At 67.2% G+C, this 21,733-nt stretch carries 20 protein-coding genes; 12 read left to right on the forward strand and 8 right to left on the reverse strand.

What is annotated here, in order from left to right:
- Positions 1 to 4 precede the first annotated feature (4 nt).
- The gene (locus E0L93_RS13935; protein WP_132692687.1) at positions 5 to 772 is read left to right on the forward strand and encodes an SDR family NAD(P)-dependent oxidoreductase; all 768 of its coding nucleotides are present in this window, start codon (positions 5 to 7) and stop codon (positions 770 to 772) included.
- A gap of 7 nt (positions 773 to 779) precedes the next feature.
- Here the strand turns inward: E0L93_RS13935 and E0L93_RS13940 are convergent, their stop codons facing one another.
- The 8 genes from E0L93_RS13940 to E0L93_RS13975 all read right to left on the reverse strand — a co-directional run bounded on the left by E0L93_RS13940 (position 780) and on the right by E0L93_RS13975 (position 9,592).
- Positions 780 to 1,964, reverse strand: coding sequence for an acyl-CoA dehydrogenase family protein (locus E0L93_RS13940; protein WP_132692688.1), 1,185 nt, complete (start codon positions 1,962 to 1,964; stop codon positions 780 to 782).
- Between the two features lie 30 nt (positions 1,965 to 1,994).
- Positions 1,995 to 2,399, reverse strand: coding sequence for a RidA family protein (locus E0L93_RS13945; protein WP_132692689.1), 405 nt, complete (start codon positions 2,397 to 2,399; stop codon positions 1,995 to 1,997).
- Positions 2,400 to 3,971, reverse strand: coding sequence for an AMP-binding protein (locus E0L93_RS13950; protein ID WP_132692733.1), 1,572 nt, complete (start codon positions 3,969 to 3,971; stop codon positions 2,400 to 2,402).
- Positions 3,972 to 4,056: 85 nt separating this feature from the next.
- Positions 4,057 to 5,250 (reverse strand): acyl-CoA dehydrogenase family protein, encoded by a 1,194-nt coding sequence (locus tag E0L93_RS13955; RefSeq protein WP_132692690.1) that lies wholly within the window; start codon positions 5,248 to 5,250, stop codon positions 4,057 to 4,059.
- A 1-nt stretch (position 5,251) separates the two neighbouring features.
- Positions 5,252 to 6,055 (reverse strand): enoyl-CoA hydratase family protein, encoded by an 804-nt coding sequence (locus E0L93_RS13960; RefSeq protein WP_132692734.1) that lies wholly within the window; start codon positions 6,053 to 6,055, stop codon positions 5,252 to 5,254.
- 11 nt (positions 6,056 to 6,066) lie between these two features.
- The gene (locus tag E0L93_RS13965) at positions 6,067 to 6,543 is read right to left on the reverse strand and encodes a MarR family winged helix-turn-helix transcriptional regulator (RefSeq protein ID WP_207890519.1); all 477 of its coding nucleotides are present in this window, start codon (positions 6,541 to 6,543) and stop codon (positions 6,067 to 6,069) included.
- Positions 6,543 to 7,304, reverse strand: a complete 762-nt coding sequence (locus E0L93_RS13970; RefSeq protein ID WP_132692691.1) for an SDR family NAD(P)-dependent oxidoreductase — start codon at positions 7,302 to 7,304, stop codon at positions 6,543 to 6,545. Before E0L93_RS13970 ends, E0L93_RS13965 begins: the two co-directional genes overlap by 1 nt.
- Positions 7,304 to 9,592: a bifunctional salicylyl-CoA 5-hydroxylase/oxidoreductase gene (locus E0L93_RS13975; protein WP_132692692.1), complete on the reverse strand. Its 2,289-nt coding sequence runs from the start codon at positions 9,590 to 9,592 to the stop codon at positions 7,304 to 7,306. The genes E0L93_RS13970 and E0L93_RS13975 overlap by 1 nt, the downstream gene beginning before the upstream one ends.
- Positions 9,593 to 9,850: 258 nt before the next feature.
- Between E0L93_RS13975 and E0L93_RS13980 the strand changes: the two genes are divergently transcribed.
- The 11 genes from E0L93_RS13980 (at position 9,851) to E0L93_RS14030 (ending at position 21,561) form a co-directional block, all read left to right on the forward strand.
- Complete coding sequence (locus E0L93_RS13980; RefSeq protein ID WP_132692693.1) at positions 9,851 to 11,041, forward strand: ABC transporter substrate-binding protein; 1,191 nt, start codon at positions 9,851 to 9,853, stop codon at positions 11,039 to 11,041.
- A gap of 13 nt (positions 11,042 to 11,054) precedes the next feature.
- Positions 11,055 to 11,927 (forward strand): branched-chain amino acid ABC transporter permease, encoded by an 873-nt coding sequence (locus tag E0L93_RS13985; RefSeq protein WP_132692694.1) that lies wholly within the window; start codon positions 11,055 to 11,057, stop codon positions 11,925 to 11,927.
- A 3-nt stretch (positions 11,928 to 11,930) separates the two neighbouring features.
- Positions 11,931 to 12,923 (forward strand): branched-chain amino acid ABC transporter permease, encoded by a 993-nt coding sequence (locus E0L93_RS13990; RefSeq protein WP_132692695.1) that lies wholly within the window; start codon positions 11,931 to 11,933, stop codon positions 12,921 to 12,923.
- Complete coding sequence (locus tag E0L93_RS13995) at positions 12,904 to 13,662, forward strand: ABC transporter ATP-binding protein (RefSeq protein ID WP_132692696.1); 759 nt, start codon at positions 12,904 to 12,906, stop codon at positions 13,660 to 13,662. Before E0L93_RS13990 ends, E0L93_RS13995 begins: the two co-directional genes overlap by 20 nt.
- Complete coding sequence (locus E0L93_RS14000) at positions 13,655 to 14,344, forward strand: ABC transporter ATP-binding protein (RefSeq protein WP_132692697.1); 690 nt, start codon at positions 13,655 to 13,657, stop codon at positions 14,342 to 14,344. Before E0L93_RS13995 ends, E0L93_RS14000 begins: the two co-directional genes overlap by 8 nt.
- Positions 14,345 to 14,392: 48 nt before the next feature.
- Positions 14,393 to 15,967, forward strand: coding sequence for a benzoate-CoA ligase family protein (locus E0L93_RS14005; RefSeq protein WP_132692698.1), 1,575 nt, complete (start codon positions 14,393 to 14,395; stop codon positions 15,965 to 15,967).
- A gap of 21 nt (positions 15,968 to 15,988) precedes the next feature.
- Positions 15,989 to 16,867 carry an amidohydrolase family protein gene (locus E0L93_RS14010; RefSeq protein ID WP_132692699.1) on the forward strand — a complete coding sequence of 293 codons (879 nt, stop codon included), beginning with the start codon at positions 15,989 to 15,991 and terminating at the stop codon, positions 16,865 to 16,867.
- A gap of 60 nt (positions 16,868 to 16,927) precedes the next feature.
- Positions 16,928 to 18,019, forward strand: a complete 1,092-nt coding sequence (locus tag E0L93_RS14015; protein ID WP_132692700.1) for a GGDEF domain-containing protein — start codon at positions 16,928 to 16,930, stop codon at positions 18,017 to 18,019.
- 84 nt (positions 18,020 to 18,103) lie between these two features.
- Entirely contained in the window at positions 18,104 to 19,069 is a 966-nt protein-coding gene (locus E0L93_RS14020; RefSeq protein WP_207890520.1) for a TAXI family TRAP transporter solute-binding subunit, read from the forward strand.
- A 19-nt stretch (positions 19,070 to 19,088) separates the two neighbouring features.
- Positions 19,089 to 19,589 carry a DUF1850 domain-containing protein gene (locus E0L93_RS14025; RefSeq protein ID WP_132692701.1) on the forward strand — a complete coding sequence of 167 codons (501 nt, stop codon included), beginning with the start codon at positions 19,089 to 19,091 and terminating at the stop codon, positions 19,587 to 19,589.
- A gap of 1 nt (position 19,590) precedes the next feature.
- On the forward strand, positions 19,591 to 21,561 hold the full coding sequence (locus tag E0L93_RS14030; protein WP_132692702.1) for a TRAP transporter permease: 1,971 nt from the start codon (positions 19,591 to 19,593) through the stop codon (positions 21,559 to 21,561).
- The last annotated feature ends 172 nt before the right edge of the window (positions 21,562 to 21,733 follow it).

The raw sequence follows: 21,733 nt of genomic DNA on the forward strand, positions 1-21,733 counted from the left end.
AGCTTTGGAGATACAGGGCAGGGTATTCCTGGTTTCCGGCGGCGGGTCGGGGCTCGGCGCGGCCACGGCCCGCCTGCTGGCCGACTCGGGCGCGGGCGTGATCATCGCGGACGTCAACGAGGAGGCCGGGCAGAACCTGGCCGCCAAGCTCGGCGGCCGGGTACGTTTCGTAAGGACCGACGTGACCGACGAGGAGAGCGTCCGAAACGCGGTGGACGTGGCCGTCCGCTCCTTCGGCGTTCTCAACGGCGCGGTCAACTGCGCCGGGGTGGCCGTAGCCGAGCGGGTGCTCGGCAAGGGCGGGCCGCACGACCTGGGCTCGTTCGCGAAGGCGGTGCAGGTGAACCTGGTGGGGACGTTTAACGTGATCCGGCTCGCGGCCGAGAAGATCGCCGAGGCCGAGCCGGGGGCGGGCGGCGAGCGCGGCGTGATCGTCAACACCGCTTCGGTGGCCGCTTTCGACGGCCAGATCGGGCAGGCCGCCTACGCGGCTTCCAAGGGCGGTGTCGTGAGCATGACGCTCCCGGTTGCGCGCGAGCTGGCCCGGTTCGGCATCCGGGTTGTGACCGTAGCCCCGGGCATCTTCGCCACCCCGATGATGGCCTCCCTCCCCGAAGCCGCCCGCGAGTCGCTGGCCAAACAGATCCCGTTCCCGCCGCGCTTGGGGAGACCGGAGGAGTATGCCGCGCTGGTCGGGCACATCATCGAGAACCAGATGCTCAACGGCGAGGTCATCCGGCTGGACGGCGCGATCCGGATGGCCCCCAGGTAGCGGGATGCTACCGGAAGGCGGGGATGCCGGTTATGGCCTGGCCCAGGATGAGGGTGTGCACCTCGTCGGTGCCCTCGTACGTCCTGACGCTCTCCAGGTTGTTGGCGTGCCGCAGGGGTGAGTAGTCCAGCGTAACCCCGTTGCCGCCCAGGATCGTGCGCGCCTCCCGCGCTATCTCTATCGCTGCCCGTACGTTGTTGAGCTTGCCGGCCGAGATCTGGGCGTGGTGCAGGGTGCCCGCGTCCTTCATCCGCCCGATATGCAGCGCGAGCAGCACCCCCTTCTCTATCTCCACCATCATCTCCACCAGCTTCTTCTGGGTGAGCTGGAAGCTCGCCACGGGTCTCTCGAACTGCACGCGGCTCTTGGCGTACTCTAGCGCGCACTCGTAGGCGTCCCGGGCCGCCCCCATAGACCCCCAGATGATGCCGTAGCGCGCCTCGTTGAGACACGCGAACGGGCCCCTCAGGCCCCGGACCTCCGGCAGCACCGCGTCCCCGGGCAGCCTCACGTCCTCCAGGTGCAGCTCGCACTGGATCGAGGCGCGCATCGAGAGCTTCTTCTCTATGTCTACCGCGGTGAAGCCGGGGGCGTCCGTGGGGACGAGGAAGCCCCGGACGCCCTCATCGGTCTTAGCCCACACCACCGCGACCTCGGAGAGGGTGCCGAGCCCGATCCAACGCTTCCTGCCGTTCAGCACCCACCCGGAGCCGTCTTTGCGGGCATAGGTCTTCATGGAAGCGGGGTCAGAGCCGGCCTCAGGTTCTGTGAGCCCGAAGCAGCCTATCGCCTCGCCGCGGGCCATCCGGGGCAGCCACTCCCGTTTCTGCTCCTCGGAGCCGAACTTGTGGATGGCGCTCATGGCCAGAGAGCCTTGCACGGAGACGAAGGTGCGGATCCCCGAGTCTCCCGCTTCGAGCTCCATGCAGGCCAGGCCGTACTCCACGGCGCTCTTGCCGGCGCAGCCGTAGCCTTCGAGGTGCATCCCCAGCACCCCGAGCCCGCCCAGCTTCGGCACCAGCTCTTTGGGGAAGACGGCTCTCTCGTACCACTCCCGGATGTGGGGTTTGATCTCCTCCTCCACGAAAGCCCGCACCCGGTTGCGGGTCTCGAGCTCCGCTTCGGAGAAGAGGGAGTCCAGATTCAGGAAATCTATGGGGTCCGGGTTCTTCGCAGCGGTTCTGCTCTCCAAGGCCTGCCTCCTCGCTTCTAGCCCACCTCTCTATGATAGAGGTTCGGAGGGGATCACGGCGGTAGTCTCCACCTCCACCTTCGCCTCCTCCTCGATGAGGGAGGACACCTCGACCATCGCCATCGCCGGGTAGTGCCTGCCCATCAGCTCCCGGTAGACCTCGCCCATGCCCTCCAGGTTCGCCAGGTACTCCTCCCGGTCGGTGATATACCAGGTCATGCGCGCGACGTGCTCCGGGCCGGCCCCGGCCTCGGCCAGCACCGCTAAAGTGTTCTCCAGGCACCGGCGCACCTGCCCGACGAAGTCGCGGGCGCGGAACTTCCCGTCCGCGTCCCAGCCGACCTGCCCGGCGACGAAGACCAGCCGGCCCTCCGCGACGATGCCGTTGGCGTACCCCTTCGGCTTCGCCCAGCCCGGCGGCTGCAGCCGCCGCATCTAGGATGCGCTCCCGGCTTCGGTCCGCTCCTTCTCGCGCAGCTTGAAGCGCTGGATCTTGCCGGTGGGGGTTTTGGGCAGCTCGCCTGTGAACTCGATCTCGCGCGGGTACTTGTACGGGGCCAGCCTCCCCTTCACGAACTCCTGCAGCTCCCCGGCCAGCTCCGGCGTCCCCTCCACGCCCGCGCGCGGGACGACGTAAGCTTTTACCACCTGCCCGCGCAGCTCGTCCGGCGCGCCGATCACGGCGCATTCTGCCACGCTCTCGTGCTCCAGCAGCGCCGACTCCACCTCCAGCCCGGAGATGTTGTAGCCGGCGGAGACGATCATGTCGTCCGTGCGCGCCTGGAACCAGAAGTAGCCGTCCTCGTCTATCAGGTAGGCGTCGCCGGTGATGTTCCAGCCGCCCACGACGTACTCGGCCTGCCGGGGGTCGTCCAGGTAGCGGCAGCCGGTCGGCCCGCGCACGGCCAGCCGCCCGATCTCGCCCGGCGGCAGCGGGCTCATCCGGTCGTCTACCACCCGGGCCTCGTACCCCGGCACCGGCTTCCCGGTAGAACCGGGCCGGATCTCCTCCCCGGCGGCCGAGATGAAGATGTGCAGCATCTCCGTCGAGCCGATACCGTCTATGATGCGGATCCCGGTCTTCTCGAACCAGGCGTCGGAGGTCGCCTTCGGGAGGCTCTCACCGGCGGAGACGCACTTCCTGAGCGAGGAGTGGTCCGCCTCCCCGATCCGCTCCAGCAGCCCGCGGTACGCGGTCGGCGCGGTGAAGATGGTGGTGACCCTGCGCCGCTCGATGGCGTCCAGCAGCGCGTCCGGAGATGGCTTCTCGATGGGGAAGACGGCGGCCCCGGCCCGCATCGGGAAGAGCACGTAACCGCCGAGCCCGTAGGTGAAGGCGAGCGGGGGGGTGCCGGTGAATATCTCGTCCGGCCGGGTATTCAGGATGTGCTTCCCGAACGTGTCGCACACCGCAAGGAGGTCGCGGTGGAAGTGCACGCACCCTTTCGGGTTGCCGGTAGTGCCGGAGGTGAAGGCAATGATCGCCACGTCCTCCGCTGCGGTCTCGATCGTCTCGAACTCCGGGGACTTGTTCTGCAGCATCCCTTCCAGCTCGCCGCCCGGCCCGAAGGTCAGGACGTTCCGGAGCACGGGCTGCTCGGCGCGGGCGGCCTCCAACTCTTCGGTGAGGCGGGCGTCGGTGAGGGCGTGGCTTACCTGCGCCTTGCCGAGGATCTTTACCAGCTCGGCCTTGCGCAGGAGCGGCATGGTCGCGACCACCACGCCCCCGGCCTTGAGAACGGCGAACCAGGCGGCGATCAGCTCCGGTGTGTTGGGCGCGCGCAGCAGCACCCGGTTGCCCGGCACGAGCCCCATCTCCTCCACGAGCACGCGCGCGATGCGGTTCGCCCGCTCCAGGAGATCCCGGTACGTCCATACCCCCTCGCCGGTGTAGACGCAGGGGTTATCTCCGGCCCTCTGCGCCATGTCGTCCAGCAGGACCCTCGCGGCGTTCAGCCGCCCGGGGTACTCCAGTTCCGGCAGGGTGAAGATGAACTCCGGCCACATCTCCCGCGGCGGTAGGTGCTCCCGGGCGAACGTGTCCACGTGTGCGGTGTATGACTCCACTGACTCCTCCTTTCCCTGGTAGGTTTCAGGCGTCAGGTTTTGGTTTTTTCCTGAAGCCTGAGAGCGTCTGGCGCGCGATGATCACCTTCTGCACCTCCGAGGCGCCCTCGTAGATCCTTAAGGCCCGGACCTCGCGGTAGAGCCGCTCTACCGGATGGCCGGAGGTGACCCCGAGGCCGCCGAAGATCTGAACCGCCTCGTCTATTACCCTCTGCGCGGTCTCGGTGGCGTAGAGCTTGGCCATCGCCGCCTCGCGGGTGACCCGCTCGGCGATGCGGTCTCGGGTCCACGCCGCGCGGTAGACGAGCAGGGCGCTCGCGTCCACGCCAAGCGCCATCTCCGCGAGCTTGCCCTGGATGAGCTGGAGTTCTGCCAGCGGCGCGCCGAAGAGCTTGCGGCTTGAGGCCCGCTCCAGCGCCGCATCCAGCGCCCGGCGCGCAAATCCTAAAGCCGCAGCCCCCACGGTGGAGCGGAACACGTCCAGGGTGGCCATCGCTATCTTGAACCCCCGCCCGGGTTCGCCGAGCACCCGGCTTCTCGGTACCCGGCAGCCCTCGAATCTCAGCTTCGCCAGCGGGTGCGGCGCGATCACCGGGATGCGCTCCACGACTTCGAGCCCCGGAGTGTCCGCGTCTACCACGAACGCGCTGATGCCCTTCGCCCCGGGAGCCTCGCCGGTGCGGGCGAAGACGGTGTAGAAGTCGGCGATGCCGCCGTTGGAGATCCAGGTCTTCGTCCCGTCCAGCACGTAGTGGTCGCCGTCTTCTGTGGCGGTCATGCTCATCGCGGCTACGTCGGAGCCGGACTCCGGCTCGGAGAGGGCGAAGGCGGCGATCTTCCTCCCCGCGCGCACGGCGGGAAGGTACTGTTCCTTGAGTTCTTCGGAGCCGAAGAGCGAGATCGCGCCGCTCCCCAGCCCCTGCATCGCAAACGCGAAGTCCGCGAGCGCGTTGTGGTAGCCGAGCGTCTCGCGCGCCAGGCACAGCGAGCGCACGTCGAGCGACGCATTGCGCCCGCCGTACTCCCCCGGCACCGCGTACGCCAGCCAGCCGCCGGCGGCCAGCAGCCCCACCAGCTCCCGGCACGCCTCCTCCACGGTGTCTTGGGTCGCCTCCGGGAGCGGGCGGACGTGCTCCTGCGCCCAGGCGTCCAGCTCCGCGGCCAGCTCGCGGTGCTCATCTTCGAAGAAAGGCCACTTGAGGTGCGTCCGGTCGGGCATCCTAGTCCCCCTCGAACTCCGGCCGGCGCTTCTCCAGGAAGGCGCGGTAGGCGCGCTCGAAGTCCTTCGTCTGCATGCACAGCGCCTGCGCCTGCGCCTCCGCCTCTATGGCCACCTCCAAACTCATGTTCCACTCCTGGCCCAGCATCGTCTTGGTCATGCCGTGGGCGAAGTTGGGCCCGGCGGCAAGACCGGCGGCGAGCTCCCTCGCCTCGTCCAGCAGCCCCTCCGGCTCTACCAGGCGGTTGAAGAAGCCCCAGCGCTCGGCCTCCTGCGCTTCCAGCGTGCGGCCGGTGAAGAGCAGCTCCGACGCCCGCCCCTGCCCGATAATGCGCGGGAGCATGGCGCAGCAGCCCATGTCGCAGCCGGCGAGCCCGACGCGGGTGAAGAGGAAGGCGACCTTCGCACGCGGCGTGCCGAGCCGGATGTCCGAGGCCACCGCTATCGCCGCGCCCGCCCCGACGCACACGCCGTCTATGGCCGCGATCACGGGCTGCGGGCACCCTCGCATGGCCTTCACCAGCTCCCCGGTCATGCGGGTGAAGCGCAGGAGCCCGCCCGTGTCCATCTCCGTGAGCGGTCCGATGATGTCCCGCACGTCGCCGCCGGAGCAAAAGTTCCCCTCCGAACCGGTGAGGACGACGGCCTTTATATCGCTCGCGTGGGCCAGCTCGCGGAAGGTGTCGCGCAGCTCGGCGTAGGACTCGAAGGTGAGGGGGTTCTTGCGCGCGACGCCGGTGAGCGTGATCGTGGCGACACCGTCTTTCGCCTCCCACCGGAAGTGCTCCGGCGCGTAGTTCGCCATCTCTACGGTCTTCAAGATTCCTCCTCCCCATAGCTCTCCAGTACCGAGCGCTTGGCCTTGCCCAGAAGCTCGTAGAGCCGCCGGGCCTCATCCTCGCTGAGTGCGGAGAGCATGTTCGCGATCCAGCGCTCGTGCTCGGCGGCCATCTCCTCGAACGCCTCCCTGCCCGCATCCGTGAGGCGGACCAGGTGGCGGCGGCGGTCCTCCGGCTGCGGCCTCCGGTGCACCAGCCCCTCCCTCTCCAGCCGCTCGACGATGCCGGTGACGTTGCCGTTGGATACCATCAGCCGCCGGGAGACCCCGCCCATGCTCATGCCCTCCGGGGCGTTGTACAGCGCGGCCATCACGTCGAAGCGGGGGAGGGTGACGTCGTAGCCCTCCCGCAGCTTCCGGCGCACGCGGGCCTCGATCATGTTGTGCAGCGTCAGTACCCGCAGCCAGAGCCTCAGAGTGTCCTTGGTCGAGACGCCTGCCGTCTCTTTCGGCACTACGTTACCTCCCCTCCCGCCACCGCTATCGCCTGGCCGGTCACCGCTCCGGAGTTCGGTCCCACCAGCCAGGCAACCGTTTCCGCCACCTCCTCGGGCAGGACGAAGCGGCCCTGCGGGTTGTTCTTGACCAGTTGCTGCCGCGCTTCGTCCGGGCTCATGCCCGTCTTCTCCACGATGTTGCCGATGCTGCGTTCCAGCAGCTCCGTCTCGGTATAGCCCGGGCAGACGGCGTTGACCGTGATCCCCCGCCGCGCTACCTCCAGCGCGAGCGCGCGGGTCATCCCGATTACGCCGTGCTTGGCAGCCGCGTAAGCCGCCACGTAGGCGTACCCCCGCAGCCCGGCGGTGCTGGCGATGGTGACGATGCGCCCCCACCTCCGCTCCAGCATCCCCGGCAGCACGGCCCGGCTCACCAGGAACGCGCCGGTCAGGTTTACCGCGAGCATCCGGTCCCAGAGTCCGGCGGTCGTTTTGACGAACGGAGCCGACTCCGCCGCCCCGGCGCCGTTGACGAGGATGTCCACCGGCCCGAAGTGCTCGGCCGCTGCTGCGACTCCCCGCTCGACCGATCGCTCATCCGTCACGTCGAACGGCACGGCCCGGACGTTCTTCAGCCCGCCGGCCACCGCTTCCAGCGGCTCCGGCCGGCGGCCGCAGAGCGTGACCCTGGCCCCGGAGCGCGCGAGGCGGCGGGCGATGGCCGCTCCGATGCCGCCTCCCCCGCCGGTGATGAGCGCGTGTGCTCCCTCCGGTTGCATCAGATCTGCTGCACCATCTGGTCGGCCCGCTCGATGAGGCGCTCGAGTTGCTGCTTTCCGGAGAGGTACTGCCTGGGCCAGGGCGCGCCGTCGTAGCGCAGCTCGGCCGCCCGCCGCAGCGTCCAGTAGGGCTCCCAGAGATGCGGCCGGGCCAGGGCGCACAGGTCCGCGCGCCCGGCGCAGATAATGCTGTTCACGTGGTCGGCCTCGTAGATGTTGCCGACGGCCATCGTCGCTATCTCCAGCTCGTTGCGGATGCGGTCGCTGAAGGGCGTCTGGAACATGCGGCCGTAGACGGGCTTAGCGTCCGGGCTGGTCTGCCCGGCGGAGACGTCTATGAGATCGGCCCCTGCTTCATAGAAAGCCTGCGCTATCTCCACTGCGTCATCGGCGGTAATTCCGCCGTCCACCCAGTCGTGGGCCGAGATCCGGACGCTCATCGGCTTCTCCTCGGGCCAGACCTCGCGCATGGCCCGGAAGACCTCCAGCGGGAAGCGCAGCCGGTTCTCCAGAGGTCCCCCGTACGCGTCGGTGCGTTTGTTCAGAAGCGGCGTTATGAACGCCGAGAGCAGGTACCCGTGGGCGCAGTGCAGCTCCAGCATGTCGAAGCCGGCCCTCAGGCCCATCCCGGCGGCGCGTACGAAAGCGTCCCGAACCTCGTCCATGTCCTCTCGGGACATCTCGCGCGGGATCTGGTTTACCGGGCTCCACGGCACGGGCGAAGGTGAGATCACCTCCCAGTTCCCCTTCTCGAGCGGCAGGTTGTCGCCCTCCCACCCGACCCTGGTTGAACCCTTAGGACCGGAGTGGCCGAGCTGGAGCGCTATCTTCGCCTCGGTGTGCGTGTGTACGAAGTCCACGATGCGCTTGAAGGCCGCCTCGTGCTCGGGCTTATACATGCCGCAGCAGCCGGGCGAGATGCGGCCCTGCGGGGTCACGCAGGTCATCTCGGTGAAGACGAGCGCGGCCCCGCCCATGGCCCGGCTCCCCCAATGCACGAGGTGGAAGTCGTTCGGGGTGCCGTCCTCCGCACTGTACATCGCCATCGGCGAGACCACGACGCGGTTGTGCAGCTCCATCCCGCGCAGCCTGAAGGGGGTGAACATCGGGGGGATAGGCTTCTCGACCGGGGTGCCGATCGCCCGCTCCGCGAACCACTTCTCCATGCCTTCGAGCCACTCCCGGTCGCGCAGGCGCAGATTTTCGTGGCTGACGCGCTGGCTGCGGGTCAGGAGCCCGTAGGCGAACTGCATGGGGGGCTGTTTGATGTAGCGGGGGATGTTCTCGAACCACTCGGTCGAGTTGCGGGCGGCGCTCTGGAGCTTTACCACCTCCAGCTTCCGCTCCTCCTCGTACGCCTGCAGCGCAGACGCAAGGTCTTCTGCCTGGTGCAGCTTCCCGGCGAGCGCGATGGCGTCTTCGAGCGCCAGCTTGGTCCCGGAACCGACCGAGAAGTGCGCGGTGTGGGCGGCATCGCCCATCAGCACGATGTTGTCGTGGAACCACCGCTCGTTGCTGATGCGCCGGAAGTTCAGCCACGGGGTCTTGCCGAGGTGGCGCATGTTGTTGATAAGCCCGCGCCCGTCCAGGTAGGGGGCGAAGATCTCCTCGCAGACCGCCACGCTCTCGTCCGGTCCCATGCGGTCGAAGCCCAAACCCCTCCAGGTCTCCTCCGAGCACTCCACGATGCACGTGCTGGTGTCGCGGTCGAAGCGGTAGGCATGGATCCAGACCCACCCCGCCTCCGTCTTCTCGAACGCGAACGTGAAGGCGTCGAATACTTTATGCGTCCCGAGCCAGATGTACTTGTTTTTGCGCACGTCCACATCGGGCCTGAACTTGTCCTCGTACATCTGGCGCACCCGGCTGTTCACCCCGTCGCAGGCCACGATCAGGTCCGCGTCCCGGAACGCCGAGAGATCCCCGACCTCCCGCTCGAACCACACCTCCACACCCAGATCCCGCGCCCGCCGGACCAGGATGCCCAGCAGCTTCCTGCGCGCTATACCCACGAACCCGTGCCCGCCCGAACGGGCGATGCTCTTCCCCCGGACGAAGATCTCTATATCGTCCCAGTGGGCGAAGCTCTCCAGGATCTCAGCCGCACTCACCGGATCGTTCCCCCGCAGATTGTCCAGCGTCGCATCGGAGAACACTACACCCCAGCCGAAGGTCACCCCGGCCGGATTGCGCTCGATGACCGTCACCTCGTGCGCAGGATCCCGCAGCTTCATCGAGATCGCGAAGTAAAACCCCGCAGGGCCGCCGCCGATGCAGTAGATCCTCATCGCTCCATACCCACCCTCTCCTCCTGCTCCCGGAACACACAATATTTTAAACTTAAAATATTTGTCTTTCAAGGCCGAAAATTTTCCGGAATTTGACTGAACGATCAGTTGACAAGAGCTGAACGGTGGGTTAAATTGCTTCGAAATCCGGGCCTTGTGCGCCTTTTTGCAAGGCGCTGGGGTTTGGTTTTTTGGGGAGCGGGGCCTTGAGGTTTCGGGGGGAGGGTTGTGAGAGGTTTTTACGGGAAAGGAGTTTGATTGGGAGTTGAGGGTATTGGGCGGGGGTTCTTCCTGCGGGTGTTGTTAGTTGGGGTGTTGGGTTTGCTGGTTGCCGGGTGTGCTGGGGCCGGTGAGTCTGGGGAGGGGGAGCCGGTCAGGATTGGTGTGATTTTGCCGTACTCCGGCGTGTATGCCCAGCTCGGGGAGGACATCACTGATGCGATGGAGCTTTACTTCGAGCGGGAGGGGAACGAGATTGCGGGGCGTCCGGTGGAGTTGATCACCGAGGACACCGAGGCTGATCCGCAGGTCGGTGTGCAGGCGGCCCGCACGCTCATAGAGCGGGAGCAGGTGGACGTTCTGGCCGGGGCCGTGAGTACGGCGGTGGCTTACGGCGTCATAGACATAACGCGGCGGGACAACATCCCGTTTGTCATCGCCAACGCCACGGGCAACGACGCCACCCGGCAGGGAGCGAGGAACGTCTTTCGGGTTTCGGCCAGCAGCTGGCAGGTCAGCTATCCGATGGGCGAGTATCTGGTCGAGCAGGGGGTGGATGAGATCTTCCTCTCTTCCGCCGACTACGCGGCCGGGCAGGAGATGTCCTCGGGCTTCAGGGAGGGCTTCCTTGAGGCCGGCGGCACCATAGTGGGGGAGGTGCACCCGCCGCTGGAGACCAGTGATTACAGCTCGTACCTGACCCGCATCCGGCAGGCAGATCCGCCGGGCGTCTTCAGCTTCTACGCCGGGAGCGATGCCGTGCGGTTCGTGCAGCAGTACAGGGAGTTTGGCATCGAGGCGCAGCTCTACGGTCCCGGCTACATCGTGGACGAGGACACCCTGCCGGCGCAGGGGGAGGCGGCCATCGGAGTTCGGACGATCTTGCACTACTCGCCGGACCTCGACAACCCCGAGAACCAGGAGTTCAAAGCGGCTTACGAGGAGGCTTACGACCGCGACCCGACCGTGTACGCGGTGCAGGGCTGGGATGCGGCCTGGCTCATCGGGGAGGCGATCAAGGCTACCGACGGGAACACCGAGGACCGGGACGCCCTCATCGAGGCCATGGAGAACGTCGAATTCCGGAGCCCGCGCGGGCCGATGGAGCTGGATGAGAACCACAACCCCATCCAGAACATCTACGTCCGGGAGGTGCGACAGCTGGACGACGGGACGATAGACAACGTTATGATTGATACAATAGAGCGTGTGCAGGATCCGGGAGAATGATCGGGGTTAGGGGATGATCTCCTTCGAGGCGCTGCTGACGCATCTGCTCAACGGGCTGGCCTACGGGCTGTTACTGTTCCTGCTGGCGGCCGGTTTGTCCCTGATCTTCGGGATGATGGACGTCATCAACCTCTCGCACGGTTCGTTCTTCATGATCGGGGGCTTCATCGGGATCGGGCTGGTCGGCGTGCTGGAGAGCTTCTGGCTCGCCCTGCTGGCAACGGTGCTCATCGTGGCGCTTCTGGGGCTTGTGGTAGAGGTCGCGCTGTTGCGGCCCCTGTACTACCGGAGCCATCTGGACCAGATCCTGCTCACCTTCGGCCTCGCGCTCATCCTCGAGGACGGGGCGGAGTGGATCTGGGGCACCAGGATCCAGTCTCTGCGGGTGCCGGAGGCTCTAACGGGCTCGGTGGAGATCTTCGGCGCGGTGGTCCCGGTCTACCGGCTGGCGGTTCTCGCCGCCGGGGTTCTGCTCGGGGCGGCTCTGTGGTACGTGCTGGAGCGGACCCGGCTCGGGTCTATCATCCGGGCCGGGGTTGCCGACAGGGAGATGACCGCGGCGCTGGGGTTCAACATCCCCGTCATCTTCGCCGGGGTCTTCGTCTTTGGGGTGGCGCTCGCCGCCTTCGCGGGGTTCATGGCCGCCCCCATCCTCGGCGTCTATCCCGGGCTGGACTTCCAGGTCTTGATACTGGCCCTGATCATCGTGGTGATCGGGGGGCTCGGCAGCCTGACGGGGGCCTTCTGGGTGAGCCTGCTCATCGGGGTCACGCAGTCGTTCGGGCAGGCGTACTTCCCCGCTGCGGCGGCCTTCATCCTCTACCTCATCATGGCCGCGGTGTTGCTGCTCAGGCCTGAGGGACTCTTCAAGAGGAGGTACGCCTAGAGAATGGTGGAGGCGACCAAACCCGGGGAGAAGGCGGGGCGGTTTCCGGTGCGCGCCGGAACGCTGGCGGTGCTGGGGGCTCTCGGAGCGCTCGCCGTCTATCCCTTCTTCGGGACCACCTACATGATCGGGGTGCTCACCGAGATAATGATCCTGGCCATCTTCGCGCTCAGCCTGGGGTTCCTCATGGGCTACCCGAAGCTCATATCGCTCGGGCACGCGGCCTTCTTCGGCGGCGGGGCGTACGCCGCCGGCATCGTGGCGGTGCGCCTGGAGGCGGCGAACCTGTTTTTGACGCTGGTCTGCGCGCTGGTCTTCGCCACGCTGCTCGCGGTGCTCATCGGGGTGCTCTCGCTCAGGAACACCGGCATATATTTCCTGATGATCACGCTCGCGCTGGCGCAGCTGGTCTACGTGGTCGCGGAGCAGTGGACCTGGCTGACGGGCGGCACCGACGGACTCGTCGGCATTCCCTATCCGGAGCTGTTCGGGTTCTTCAGCTTCGACCGCTTCAGCTTCTACTACCTCGTGCTGCTGCTGGCGGGCGGGGCGTACTTCCTGCTGCGCCTGGTGACCCGTTCGCCGTTCGGGCACGTACTGCTCGGCATCGGCTCCAACGAGCGGCGGATGCGCGCCATCGGCTATGGCACCCGGGTCTACAAGCTGGCGGCCTTCGTGCTCTCCGGGGCGGTCGCCGGGGTGGCCGGCGCGCTCTGGGCCCACTACAACGGTATCGTCGCCCCGGTGGACGTCAACTGGCCGCTCTCGGCCACGGCGCTGATCATGGTCATCGTGGGCGGAGCCGGGACGCTCGTCGGCCCGATGCTGGGCGCGGCGGTGGTCTGGTTTCTAGACACCGGGCTCAGCTCGTACACCGAGCGCTCGACCATGATCATGGGGGCGGTCTTCATCCTCTTCGTCTTCTTCGCCCGCGGAGGGATCGCCGGTATAGCTCGCAGTCTCTGGGAGAGGTTCTATGCCCGCACTGGAACTTGAGTCGGTATGCAAGCGCTTCGGAGCCCTGAGCGCCATAGACGGCGTGAGCTTCGCCGTGGAGCCCGGCGAGCGGGTGGCGCTGGTGGGGCCCAACGGGGCCGGTAAGACCACGCTGTTTAACCTCATCAGCGGGGAGCTCCCCCCGGACTCGGGGACCGTCAGGCTCGGCGGGAGGGACGTGACGCGCCACACGCCGGAGAAGATGGCCCGGGAGGGGCTGGGGAGGACCTTCCAGCGCAACTCGCTCTTTATGGAGAGCACCGTCTACGAGAACGTCCGGCTGGCCGTGCAGGCCAGAGCCGGCGTCAGCTTCCAGATGCTGCGACCCATTACGGCCTACTCGCGGCTCGGAGAGGAGACGGAGAGGGTTCTGGAGCTCGTCCGGCTCTCCGGGCGGGCCGGGGTGCGGGCGTCCGAGCTCTCCTACGGCGAGCAGCGCCAGCTGGAGCTGGGGATAGCGCTGGCTACCGGGCCGAGGGTGCTCCTGCTGGACGAACCGACGGCCGGGATGTCGGCTCAGGAGACCGGCGAGATGGTGGCGATGCTGAAGGAGCTGCCCGGGGAGATAACGCTCCTCATCGTCGAGCACGACATGGACGTGGTGGGGGCGCTGGCCCGGCGCATTCTGGTGCTCAACTTCGGCAGGCTCATCGCCGACGGGCCGCTGGAGGAGGTGCGCAGGAACGAGGAGGTGCTCGCCGCCTACCTGGGGGTCGGTGAGGAGGTGCGGGATGCTTGAGCTGCGCGACGTCCACGCCCACTACGGCAGTAGCCACATCCTGCAAGGGGTCTCGCTGCGGGTAGGGGCGGGGGAGGTGGTGGCGCTGCTCGGGCGCAACGGCGTGGGCAAGACCACGACCATCCGCGCCATCACGGGGCTCATTTCCGTCAGCCGGGGCGAGATCCTCTTCAAGGACACCCCCATCCAGGACGAGCCGCCCTACCGGCGGGCGCGGATGGGGATGGGGCTGGTGCCGCAGGGGCGGGGGATCTACCCCAACCTCAGCGTCAGGGAGCAGCTCTTGCTGCCGCCGGACCGCAACGGGCGGTGGAGCCTGCAGGAGATCTACGCCCTCTTTCCCATCCTCAGGGAGCGCCGGCGCCACGCCGGCGACCAGCTCAGCGGCGGCGAGCAGCAGATGCTCGCCATAGCCCGGGCGCTCAGGAGCAACCCGGAGCTGCTGCTGCTCGACGAGCCCTCCGAAGGGCTTGCGCCCATGATGGTCAAGCGGGTCGGCGAGGTGCTTCAGGACATCAAGCGGCAGGAGCTCTCCATCCTGCTCGTGGAGCAGAACCTCAGCCTCGCGCTCTCCGTCGCCGACCGGGTGTACATCATGAACAAGGGCGTCATCGTGCACGAGTGTCCGGCCGCCGAGCTGGCCCAGGATGAGGAGACGCAGCACCGGCTCCTGGGAGTTTAGGGGAGACTCGTGTTTGGTAGTTCAGAGCTTATCCGGGAGGAGTGAACTATGATTGCCGTACCGCAGTGGTACAACGCGAGCCTGCTCGTGGACCGGAACCTGGAGGCCGGCCGCGAGGGTAGAGTCGCCGTCTACTGCTGCGAGGAGGAGGTGACCTACGGCGAGCTCGCCCGCCGCATAAACAGCCTGGGGAACGCTCTGCGGGAGCTGGGCGTCCGCAGGGAGCAGCGGGTGCTGATGGTGCTAAACGATACCCCGGCGTTCCCGGTCACGTTCTTCGCCGCTATCCGGATCGGGGCCGTCCCCATCCCGACCAATACCCTGCTCAAGAGCGACGACTACCGCTTCTTCCTGCACGACAGCGAGGCCGTCGCGGTCGTCTTCGACCCGGTGCACGAGGAGAAGGTGCGGGCGGCGCTGAACGGCCATCCGGAGGAGGTGCGGCTCATCTCCACCGGCGGGGCGGAGGGCGCGCACGCCTTCGGCGAGCTCATCTCGTCCGGCGGGGAGGAGCTCTCCCCGGCCCGCACGCACCGGGACGACGCGGCGTTCTGGCTCTACAGCTCGGGCAGCACGGGTCGGCCGAAGGGGGCGGTGCATCTCCAGCACGACATCCTCTATACCTGCGAGACGTACGCGAGGCACGTGCTGAAGATAACCGGGGACGACAGGTGCTTCTCGGCTTCGAAGCTCTTCCACGCCTACGGGCTGGGCAACAACATGACGTTCCCCTACTGGGCCGGGGCCTCGACCGTGCTCTACCCCGGCAAGCCCGCGCCGCAGGCGGTGCTGGAGACCATAGAGAGGTACCGCCCGACGCTCTTCTACTCCGTCCCGACGCTCTACAACGCGATTCTGAACCACCCGGGGGCTGCGGAGCGCGACCTCTCCTCCGTCCGGCTCTGCGTCTCGGCGGCTGAAGCGCTGCCGGCCGGCATCTGGCGGCGGTGGAAGGAGACCTTCGGGCTGACCATCCTGGACGGCATCGGCTCCACGGAGATGCTGCACATCTTCTGCTCCAACGCGGAGGATGCGCTCAAGCCCGGCTCCAGCGGTGTCCCGGTGCCGGGCTACGAGCTCGAGATAAGGGACGAGCACGGCTACCCGGTAGAGCCCGGCGAGGCTGGGTACCTGTACGTCAAGGGCGACTCTGCCGCCGCCTACTACTGGCGTAACCACGAGAAGACCAAGAAGACCATGCAGGGCGAGTGGCTGGCGGCCGGGGACTGGTACCGGCAGGACGAGGACGGCTTCTTCTGGTACGAGGGCCGCTCGGACGACATGATCAAGGTCGGCGGGCTGTGGGTCTCGCCGGTGGAGATAGAGAGCACGCTGGGGGAGCACCCCGCCGTGGTCGAGGCCGCCGCGGTGGGGGTACAGGTAGACGAACTGACCCGCATTAAGGCCTACGTCATCCTGCGCGAGGGCTACGAGGGGTCCGGGGAGCTGGTAGGGGAGCTGCAGGACTGGTGCAAGGAGCGCCTGAAGCGCTACCAGTACCCGCACATCGTGGAGTTCGTGGAGGACCTGCCGAGGACGGTCACCGGCAAGATCCAGCGCTTCAAGCTCAGGCGGCGCTCGGAGGAGGAGGTCGTCCGGCGGGCGGAGGGAGAGGTGGTCTGAGGCCGGAGGAGGGCTAGGGCATTGCTGGACGGGATACCGCTTATAGACGCTCACATTCACGCCGCCCGCATCCCGACCCTGAAGCTGGCCTGGAAGGAGTGGGCGATGGGCTTCGGGAAGGGGGTGCTGCTGGATGAGCTCTACGACGACGAGGGGTCGCTCGTCCCGGAGCGCTTCGACGCGTACATGGCCGGGGAGGGCGTGGATCTGGCGATACTCCTCTGCGAGTACAGCCCGAAGGCGACGGGCATCCAGCCCATCGAGGATCTGCTCCCGCTGGTGGAGCACAATCCGGAGCGGTTCCGCATCCTGGCCAACCTCAACCCGCACTACCACTTCCCGCCGGTGGAGGAGCTGGAGCGGCAAGTCGGGCTCGGGGCCGTGGGCCTGAAGCTGCACCCGGTACACGGGGGGTTCGCACCCAACGACCGGATGCTCTACCCGGTGTACTCGTTCTGCGAGCGGGAAGGTTACCCGGTCGTCTTCCACTGCGGGACCAGCGTCTTCCCCGGCTCCACCAACCGCTACGCCGACCCGGCGCTGGTAGAAGACGTGGCGCGGGACTTCCCGGAGCTCAAGATCGTGCTCGCCCACGGGGGCCGGGGCTGGTGGTACGAAGCGGCGGCGTTCATGGCGCTCATGCGGGAGAACGTGTGGATCGAGATCTCCGGGCTGCCGCCGCGGCGGCTGCCTCACTACTACGAGCGGTATGACTTCGGGCGCCTGGGCCGGAGGATGATCTTCGGCACCGACTGGCCCGGCGTTCCCGGCATCCGGGCCAACGCCACGGCGCTCTTCGAGCTCGGGCTGGATCGCAAGACGCTGGAGCGGATCCTGTACGGGAACGCCCTGGAGGTCTACCGGCTGGAGGGCACCGCTCTGCCCCGCGGCCCAGACTGAGTCCCCCGCCGAGTCCCCCGCCGTATAGACCCCGGCCCTTCGGCGGCATATATTTAGAACATGGGAGCGCGGGAGGAGTGGCTGCGACCACTGAAGCGGCGGATCTACACCGTCGTCGCCGCGCTGGGTATAGCGGCCTCTGTCTTCGCCCTGATTATCAACGAGCTGTCCGGCCAATCGCCGTCCTTCGTGAGGGGTGTCCTGCTGGCCGCGGCCGGCTTCTGCGCGCTCCTGCTGCTCCTCCTCCGCACGGAGGCCCCCCTGCGGTGGGTTGAAGAGCTGCTCTACGCCGGCACCGGAGCCATATTCCTGAGCGTCTTCTTCTTCGCGCTCTACGCGGCGGAGCACCACTTTCAGGCGAAGAACTCTCTGCTCGGCCTGTACCTCTGGCTGCCCATGGTCTACGTGCTCGCCTTCCTGGTCCACGAGAGCCGCCCGGCCCTGTTCCGCTCCGCTCTGTTCTACATCCTCCTCGTGGCCGTCTCCCTGCCGCACGCCTTGAGCTACATAACCTCCCGGATGCCCCCGGAAGGGCCGGTCTACACCTCTTTCGAGCAGCTGTACTTCTCCAACGCCGTGATCATCGCGCTACTCTTCTTCTTCGCCCGCCTCAAGGAGCGGCTGCGGGAGGTTCAGCTGAACGCCGAGCGGATGGAGCGTCTCGCCCGGACGGACCCGCTCACAGGCGTGGCCAACCGCCGCCGGATTGAGCAGCTGCTGGAGGCTGAGGTGGAGAAGGCCGGCGCAGAGGGTCGCCGGCTCTCGCTCATCACCTTCGACATAGACGACTTCAAGCAGATCAACGACCTCTTCGGGCACGATGCCGGGGACTCGGTGCTGGCTCAGGTCGCCCGGACGGTGGAGTCCCACCTGCGGGCCGGGGATCACTTCGGGCGCTGGGGCGGCGAGGAGTTCGTGATCCTGGCCCCGGGGATGTCGCTGGAGATGGCCCGGGGGCTCGCGGACCGCGTCCGCACCGTGCTTCAGGATCAGGACTTCGACCCGATAGGAACCCTCTCGGCCAGCTTCGGCGTGGCCGAGCTGCAACCCGGAGACAGCCCTACCACACTCGTCAAGCGGGCCGACGTGGCCGTCTACCGGGCCAAGACCCGGGGCAAGAACCGGGTCGAGGCACACCCCGGAGCTGCCTGAGCACCGGATTCCGGTCTCAGATATACTGAACGCCAGATTTGTTTGGGTGGGACCCAGGCGACGGAGTTCTAAGAAAGGAGGCTCGTGCTGCGTCGAAGCATCACATTCGCCCTTTTGCCGGCGCTCGCCATGATGCTTCTCGCCTGCCAGCCGCCGGGCGGGGGAGGCGAGGGGGAAGAGCTGTTCGTGACCATCGCCACGGGCGGGCAGTCCGGAAACTACTATCCCATAGGCGGCTCCCTGGCCAGTCTCTACGAGGACGAGCTCGGGGCCACGACGACCGTGGAGGCGACCGGCGCTTCGGTGGACAACATCAATCTCCTGGACGAGGGCCGGGCGGAGATGGCTCTCGTTCAGGCCGACGCGGCCTCTCAGGCCTACGCCGGAGAGGGCCCGTTCGAGGAGCCGGTGGACTCCTTCTCGGCCGTAGCCTCGCTCTACCCGCAGTACGTGCAGGTCATAACCATCGCGGGGTCCGGGGTAGAGACGATGGAGGATCTGGCCGGCAAGCGGGTTTCGGTGGGCGCTCCGAACAGCGGGGTCGAGCTGAACGCCCGCGCGGTGACCGGAGCCTTCGGGCTCTCCTACGAGGACTTCTCGCCCCAGTACCTCTCCTACAGCGAGACCATAGACGGCATGCGCAACGGCAACATAGACGCGGGCTTCTTTACCTCCGGCATCCCGAACCCCTCGGTCACGGACCTCTCCACGACCGACGAGGTCCGGGTGGTGCCGCTGGAGGGCGAGGGGGTGCAAAACCTCCTGAACGACTACGACTACTACTCGGAGGCGATCATCCCCGCCGGAACTTACGAGGATCAGGAGGAAGACGTGCCTACGGTCACCTTCGCGAACCTGCTGGTGGTGAGCAACGAACTGGACGAGGACACCGTCTATGAGCTCACCCGCACCATGTGGGAGAACATCGAGCGCATCCAGCAGACCAACGCCGCCGCGCGGGAGATAACGCTGGAGACGGCGCAGGATGGGATCCCGATAGAGCTCCACCCCGGCGCCGAGCGGTACTACTCCGAGCAGGGGATGCGGTAGCCGCCGGAGGAGGGAATGGATGGCCGTCCGGCTCGGAGCTCTGGTTGCAGCGCCCCTGCTGCTCGCCCTGACGGTGGGGTGGCTCTTGAGGCCGGAGGCGCATCTGACGGTAAGCAACAGCCGGACCGGAGAGATCTACCACCGGGTGGAGGTCCGGGAGGGCAGCACCGTCCGGCTCTCCTGGACACACTCGATCGAGAAGACTCCCTGGGTGGAGGTCTACGAGGTCTCGGGCGGGAGGTTTCTGCTGCGGGAGGCGCGCGTAAAGTCCTTCGGGGCGGGGGTGGACCAGATAGCGCCCGAGGTGCGCAACGCGGACGGGTGGGTGATCCTGAGCGGCACCGGACGCTCTTTCCCCGAGCTGCGGTTCTTCCACTCCCGCGGGGTAGACCGGGAGCTCGCGCTGGACGGCCGGGTGCTGGACCTGGGCGAGGTGCCGCAGTACGCGCCGGTGTCGGTGGAGATCAGAAGCGGTTCGTGGATCGTATCCCTGCCGGACGGCCTGATGGGAGGGGAGTAGGGTGGATCAGAGGCGGGAAGAGCCGGCGGTTAACGTAGAGCGGGCCGAGAAGTACGACAAGGAGCTCCGCTACCGGCGGTTCGACAGCCTACTTGCGACGCTCGCGGTGTACGTTATCGCGGTCGCGCTCTCCCTCTACCACCTCTACGCGGCGGCCTTCCCGGTCTTCTCCGCCCACCAGCACCGGGCGCTGCACCTGGCGGGCATCCTCGCCCTCGCCTTCCTGCTCTACCCGGCCACCTCGGGTGCCTCGCGCACGCGCCTGCCGCTCTACGACCTGGCGCTGGCCGCGCTCGGCGTGGCCGTGAACCTGTACATCGTGCTCGGTTACGCGGGCATCGTGGCGCGGGGCACGAGCAACTACAACACCACCGACCTCGTCTTCGCCGCCGTAACGATAGTACTGGTGCTGGAGGCTGCGCGGAGGCTCATGGGCTGGGGGTTGCCGGCGCTCTGCATCCTCTTCCTGCTCTACGGCTACCTGGGGCGCATCATCCCGAGCGAGATCTTCCGCCACCGCGGCTACGCCCTGGACGACATGGCCGCCTATATGTATATGGGCCTGGAAGGTATCTACGGCACCCCTCTGGGCGTCTCCGCCAACTTCATAATCCTGTTTATCATCTTCGGGGCCATCATGATGAAGACCGGCCTCGGCGCCTTCTTCAACGACCTCGCCCTGGCCCTCGCCGGGCGCGCCAAGGGCGGTCCGGCGAAGGTGGCCGTGATCTCCAGCGGGTTTATGGGCTCGATCAACGGCTCGGCGCTCGCCAACGTGGTCTCCACCGGGGCGTTCACCATCCCCCTGATGAAGAGGATCGGCTACCGGCCCAACTTCGCCGGGGCCGTGGAGGCCAGCGCCTCGGTCGGAGGGCAGGTTCTGCCCCCGATTATGGGCGCCGCGGCGTTTATCATGGCGGAGACTCTGGGCATCAGCTACGCCACGGTAGTCCTGGCCGGCGTCCTGCCCGCCCTGCTCTACTACCTGGCGGTGATAACCCAGGTGCACCTGCGGGCCGACCGCATGGGCCTGGTCGGCCTGCCCGCCGCAGAGGTGCCCCGGATAAAGGAGATCATGAAAGAACGCGGGCACCTGCTCTTCCCGCTGCTCTTCTTCATCTACATGCTCTTCTTCGCGGGCGTCTCGCTCGCCTACGCGGCCTTCTGGACCATCATCGTCAGCCTCGTGGTCGCCCAGCTGCGCGCGAGCACGCGCCTGGGGGTGCGGGAGCTGCTGGACGCGCTGGAGTCCGGAGCACGCCTGACCATAAGCGTCGCCCTGGCGTGCGCAGCCGTAGGGCTCATCGTCGGCATAGCCGCCCTCACCGGCTTCGGCCTGAAGCTGGCGAACGCCATCGTAGCGGTCGGCGGCGAGGTCCTCTTCTTCAGCCTTATCTTCACGATGCTGGCCGCGATCATGCTCGGCGTCGGCCTCCCCTCGATCCCCGCCTACATCATCACCGTCACGGTCGCCGCCCCGGCGCTCGTGGAGCTGGGCGTCGAGCCCCTCACCGCTCACTTCTTCGTCTTCTACTTCGGCATCTTCGCCAACCTCACCCCGCCGGTCGCCCTGGCCGCCTTCGCCGCCTCGGGGCTCTCGGGCGGCTCCCCGATGCGTACCGGCTTCATAGCCCTGAAGCTGGCGATAGCAGGCTTCATCGTGCCCTACATGTTCGTCTACTCCGACGCGCTGCTCCTCTCCAACGCCGAAGGGCTCGAAGCCCTCCCGGTGGCCGCGACCGCCATCGTGGGAGTGCTGATGCTGGCCGTGGCCGTCGAAGGATACCTCTTCTCTACCGTGGCCTGGCCGCTGCGCGCCCTGCTCGCCGCCGCAGCCATCCTCATGCTCAACCCGAACTTCCTCACGGATGCCGCCGGTATCACGGTGGCCTTCGCAGTCCTGCTCTGGCAGTGGCGCAAAGGCCGGCGGGAACAGGAGGAGAGCGCCCCAGCGAAAGAGCCCGCCCGGTAGCTCCGGTCCGGCGGGGGCCGATCCGAACCCCGCCGGACGGTCAGACCACCCGCACCCTCTCCGGCCGGCGCCGTTGAACCCGGTCGAGCCCGGGACGAGATCCGCCAGCGGCGGATCGGCTTGATCTTGACTGTCCGTTCAGTTTATAATCATGTCAACGATCCGTCGGGCG

Source organism: Rubrobacter taiwanensis (genome assembly GCF_004337705.1).
In the GTDB taxonomy this organism is placed as follows: domain Bacteria; phylum Actinomycetota; class Rubrobacteria; order Rubrobacterales; family Rubrobacteraceae; genus Rubrobacter_C; species Rubrobacter_C taiwanensis.

Excerpts from the sequence above, each read along its gene's own strand:
- E0L93_RS14025 (WP_132692701.1), top strand. The coding sequence starts at position 19,089 with ATGGCCGTCCGGCTCGGAGCTCTGGTTGCAGCGCCCCTGCTGCTCGCC.
- E0L93_RS14005 (WP_132692698.1), top strand. The coding sequence starts at position 14,393 with ATGATTGCCGTACCGCAGTGGTACAACGCGAGCCTGCTCGTGGACCGG.
- E0L93_RS13995 (WP_132692696.1), top strand. The coding sequence starts at position 12,904 with ATGCCCGCACTGGAACTTGAGTCGGTATGCAAGCGCTTCGGAGCCCTG.
- E0L93_RS13970 (WP_132692691.1), bottom strand. The coding sequence starts at position 7,304 with ATGCAACCGGAGGGAGCACACGCGCTCATCACCGGCGGGGGAGGCGGC.
- E0L93_RS13945 (WP_132692689.1), bottom strand. The coding sequence starts at position 2,399 with ATGCGGCGGCTGCAGCCGCCGGGCTGGGCGAAGCCGAAGGGGTACGCC.
- E0L93_RS14015 (WP_132692700.1), top strand. The coding sequence starts at position 16,928 with ATGGGAGCGCGGGAGGAGTGGCTGCGACCACTGAAGCGGCGGATCTAC.
- E0L93_RS13950 (WP_132692733.1), bottom strand. The coding sequence starts at position 3,971 with ATGTGGCCGGAGTTCATCTTCACCCTGCCGGAACTGGAGTACCCCGGG.
- E0L93_RS13990 (WP_132692695.1), top strand. The coding sequence starts at position 11,931 with ATGGTGGAGGCGACCAAACCCGGGGAGAAGGCGGGGCGGTTTCCGGTG.
- E0L93_RS13955 (WP_132692690.1), bottom strand. The coding sequence starts at position 5,250 with ATGCCCGACCGGACGCACCTCAAGTGGCCTTTCTTCGAAGATGAGCAC.
- E0L93_RS14000 (WP_132692697.1), top strand. The coding sequence starts at position 13,655 with ATGCTTGAGCTGCGCGACGTCCACGCCCACTACGGCAGTAGCCACATC.
- E0L93_RS13985 (WP_132692694.1), top strand. The coding sequence starts at position 11,055 with ATGATCTCCTTCGAGGCGCTGCTGACGCATCTGCTCAACGGGCTGGCC.
- E0L93_RS13960 (WP_132692734.1), bottom strand. The coding sequence starts at position 6,055 with ATGGCGAACTACGCGCCGGAGCACTTCCGGTGGGAGGCGAAAGACGGT.
- E0L93_RS13975 (WP_132692692.1), bottom strand. The coding sequence starts at position 9,592 with ATGAGGATCTACTGCATCGGCGGCGGCCCTGCGGGGTTTTACTTCGCG.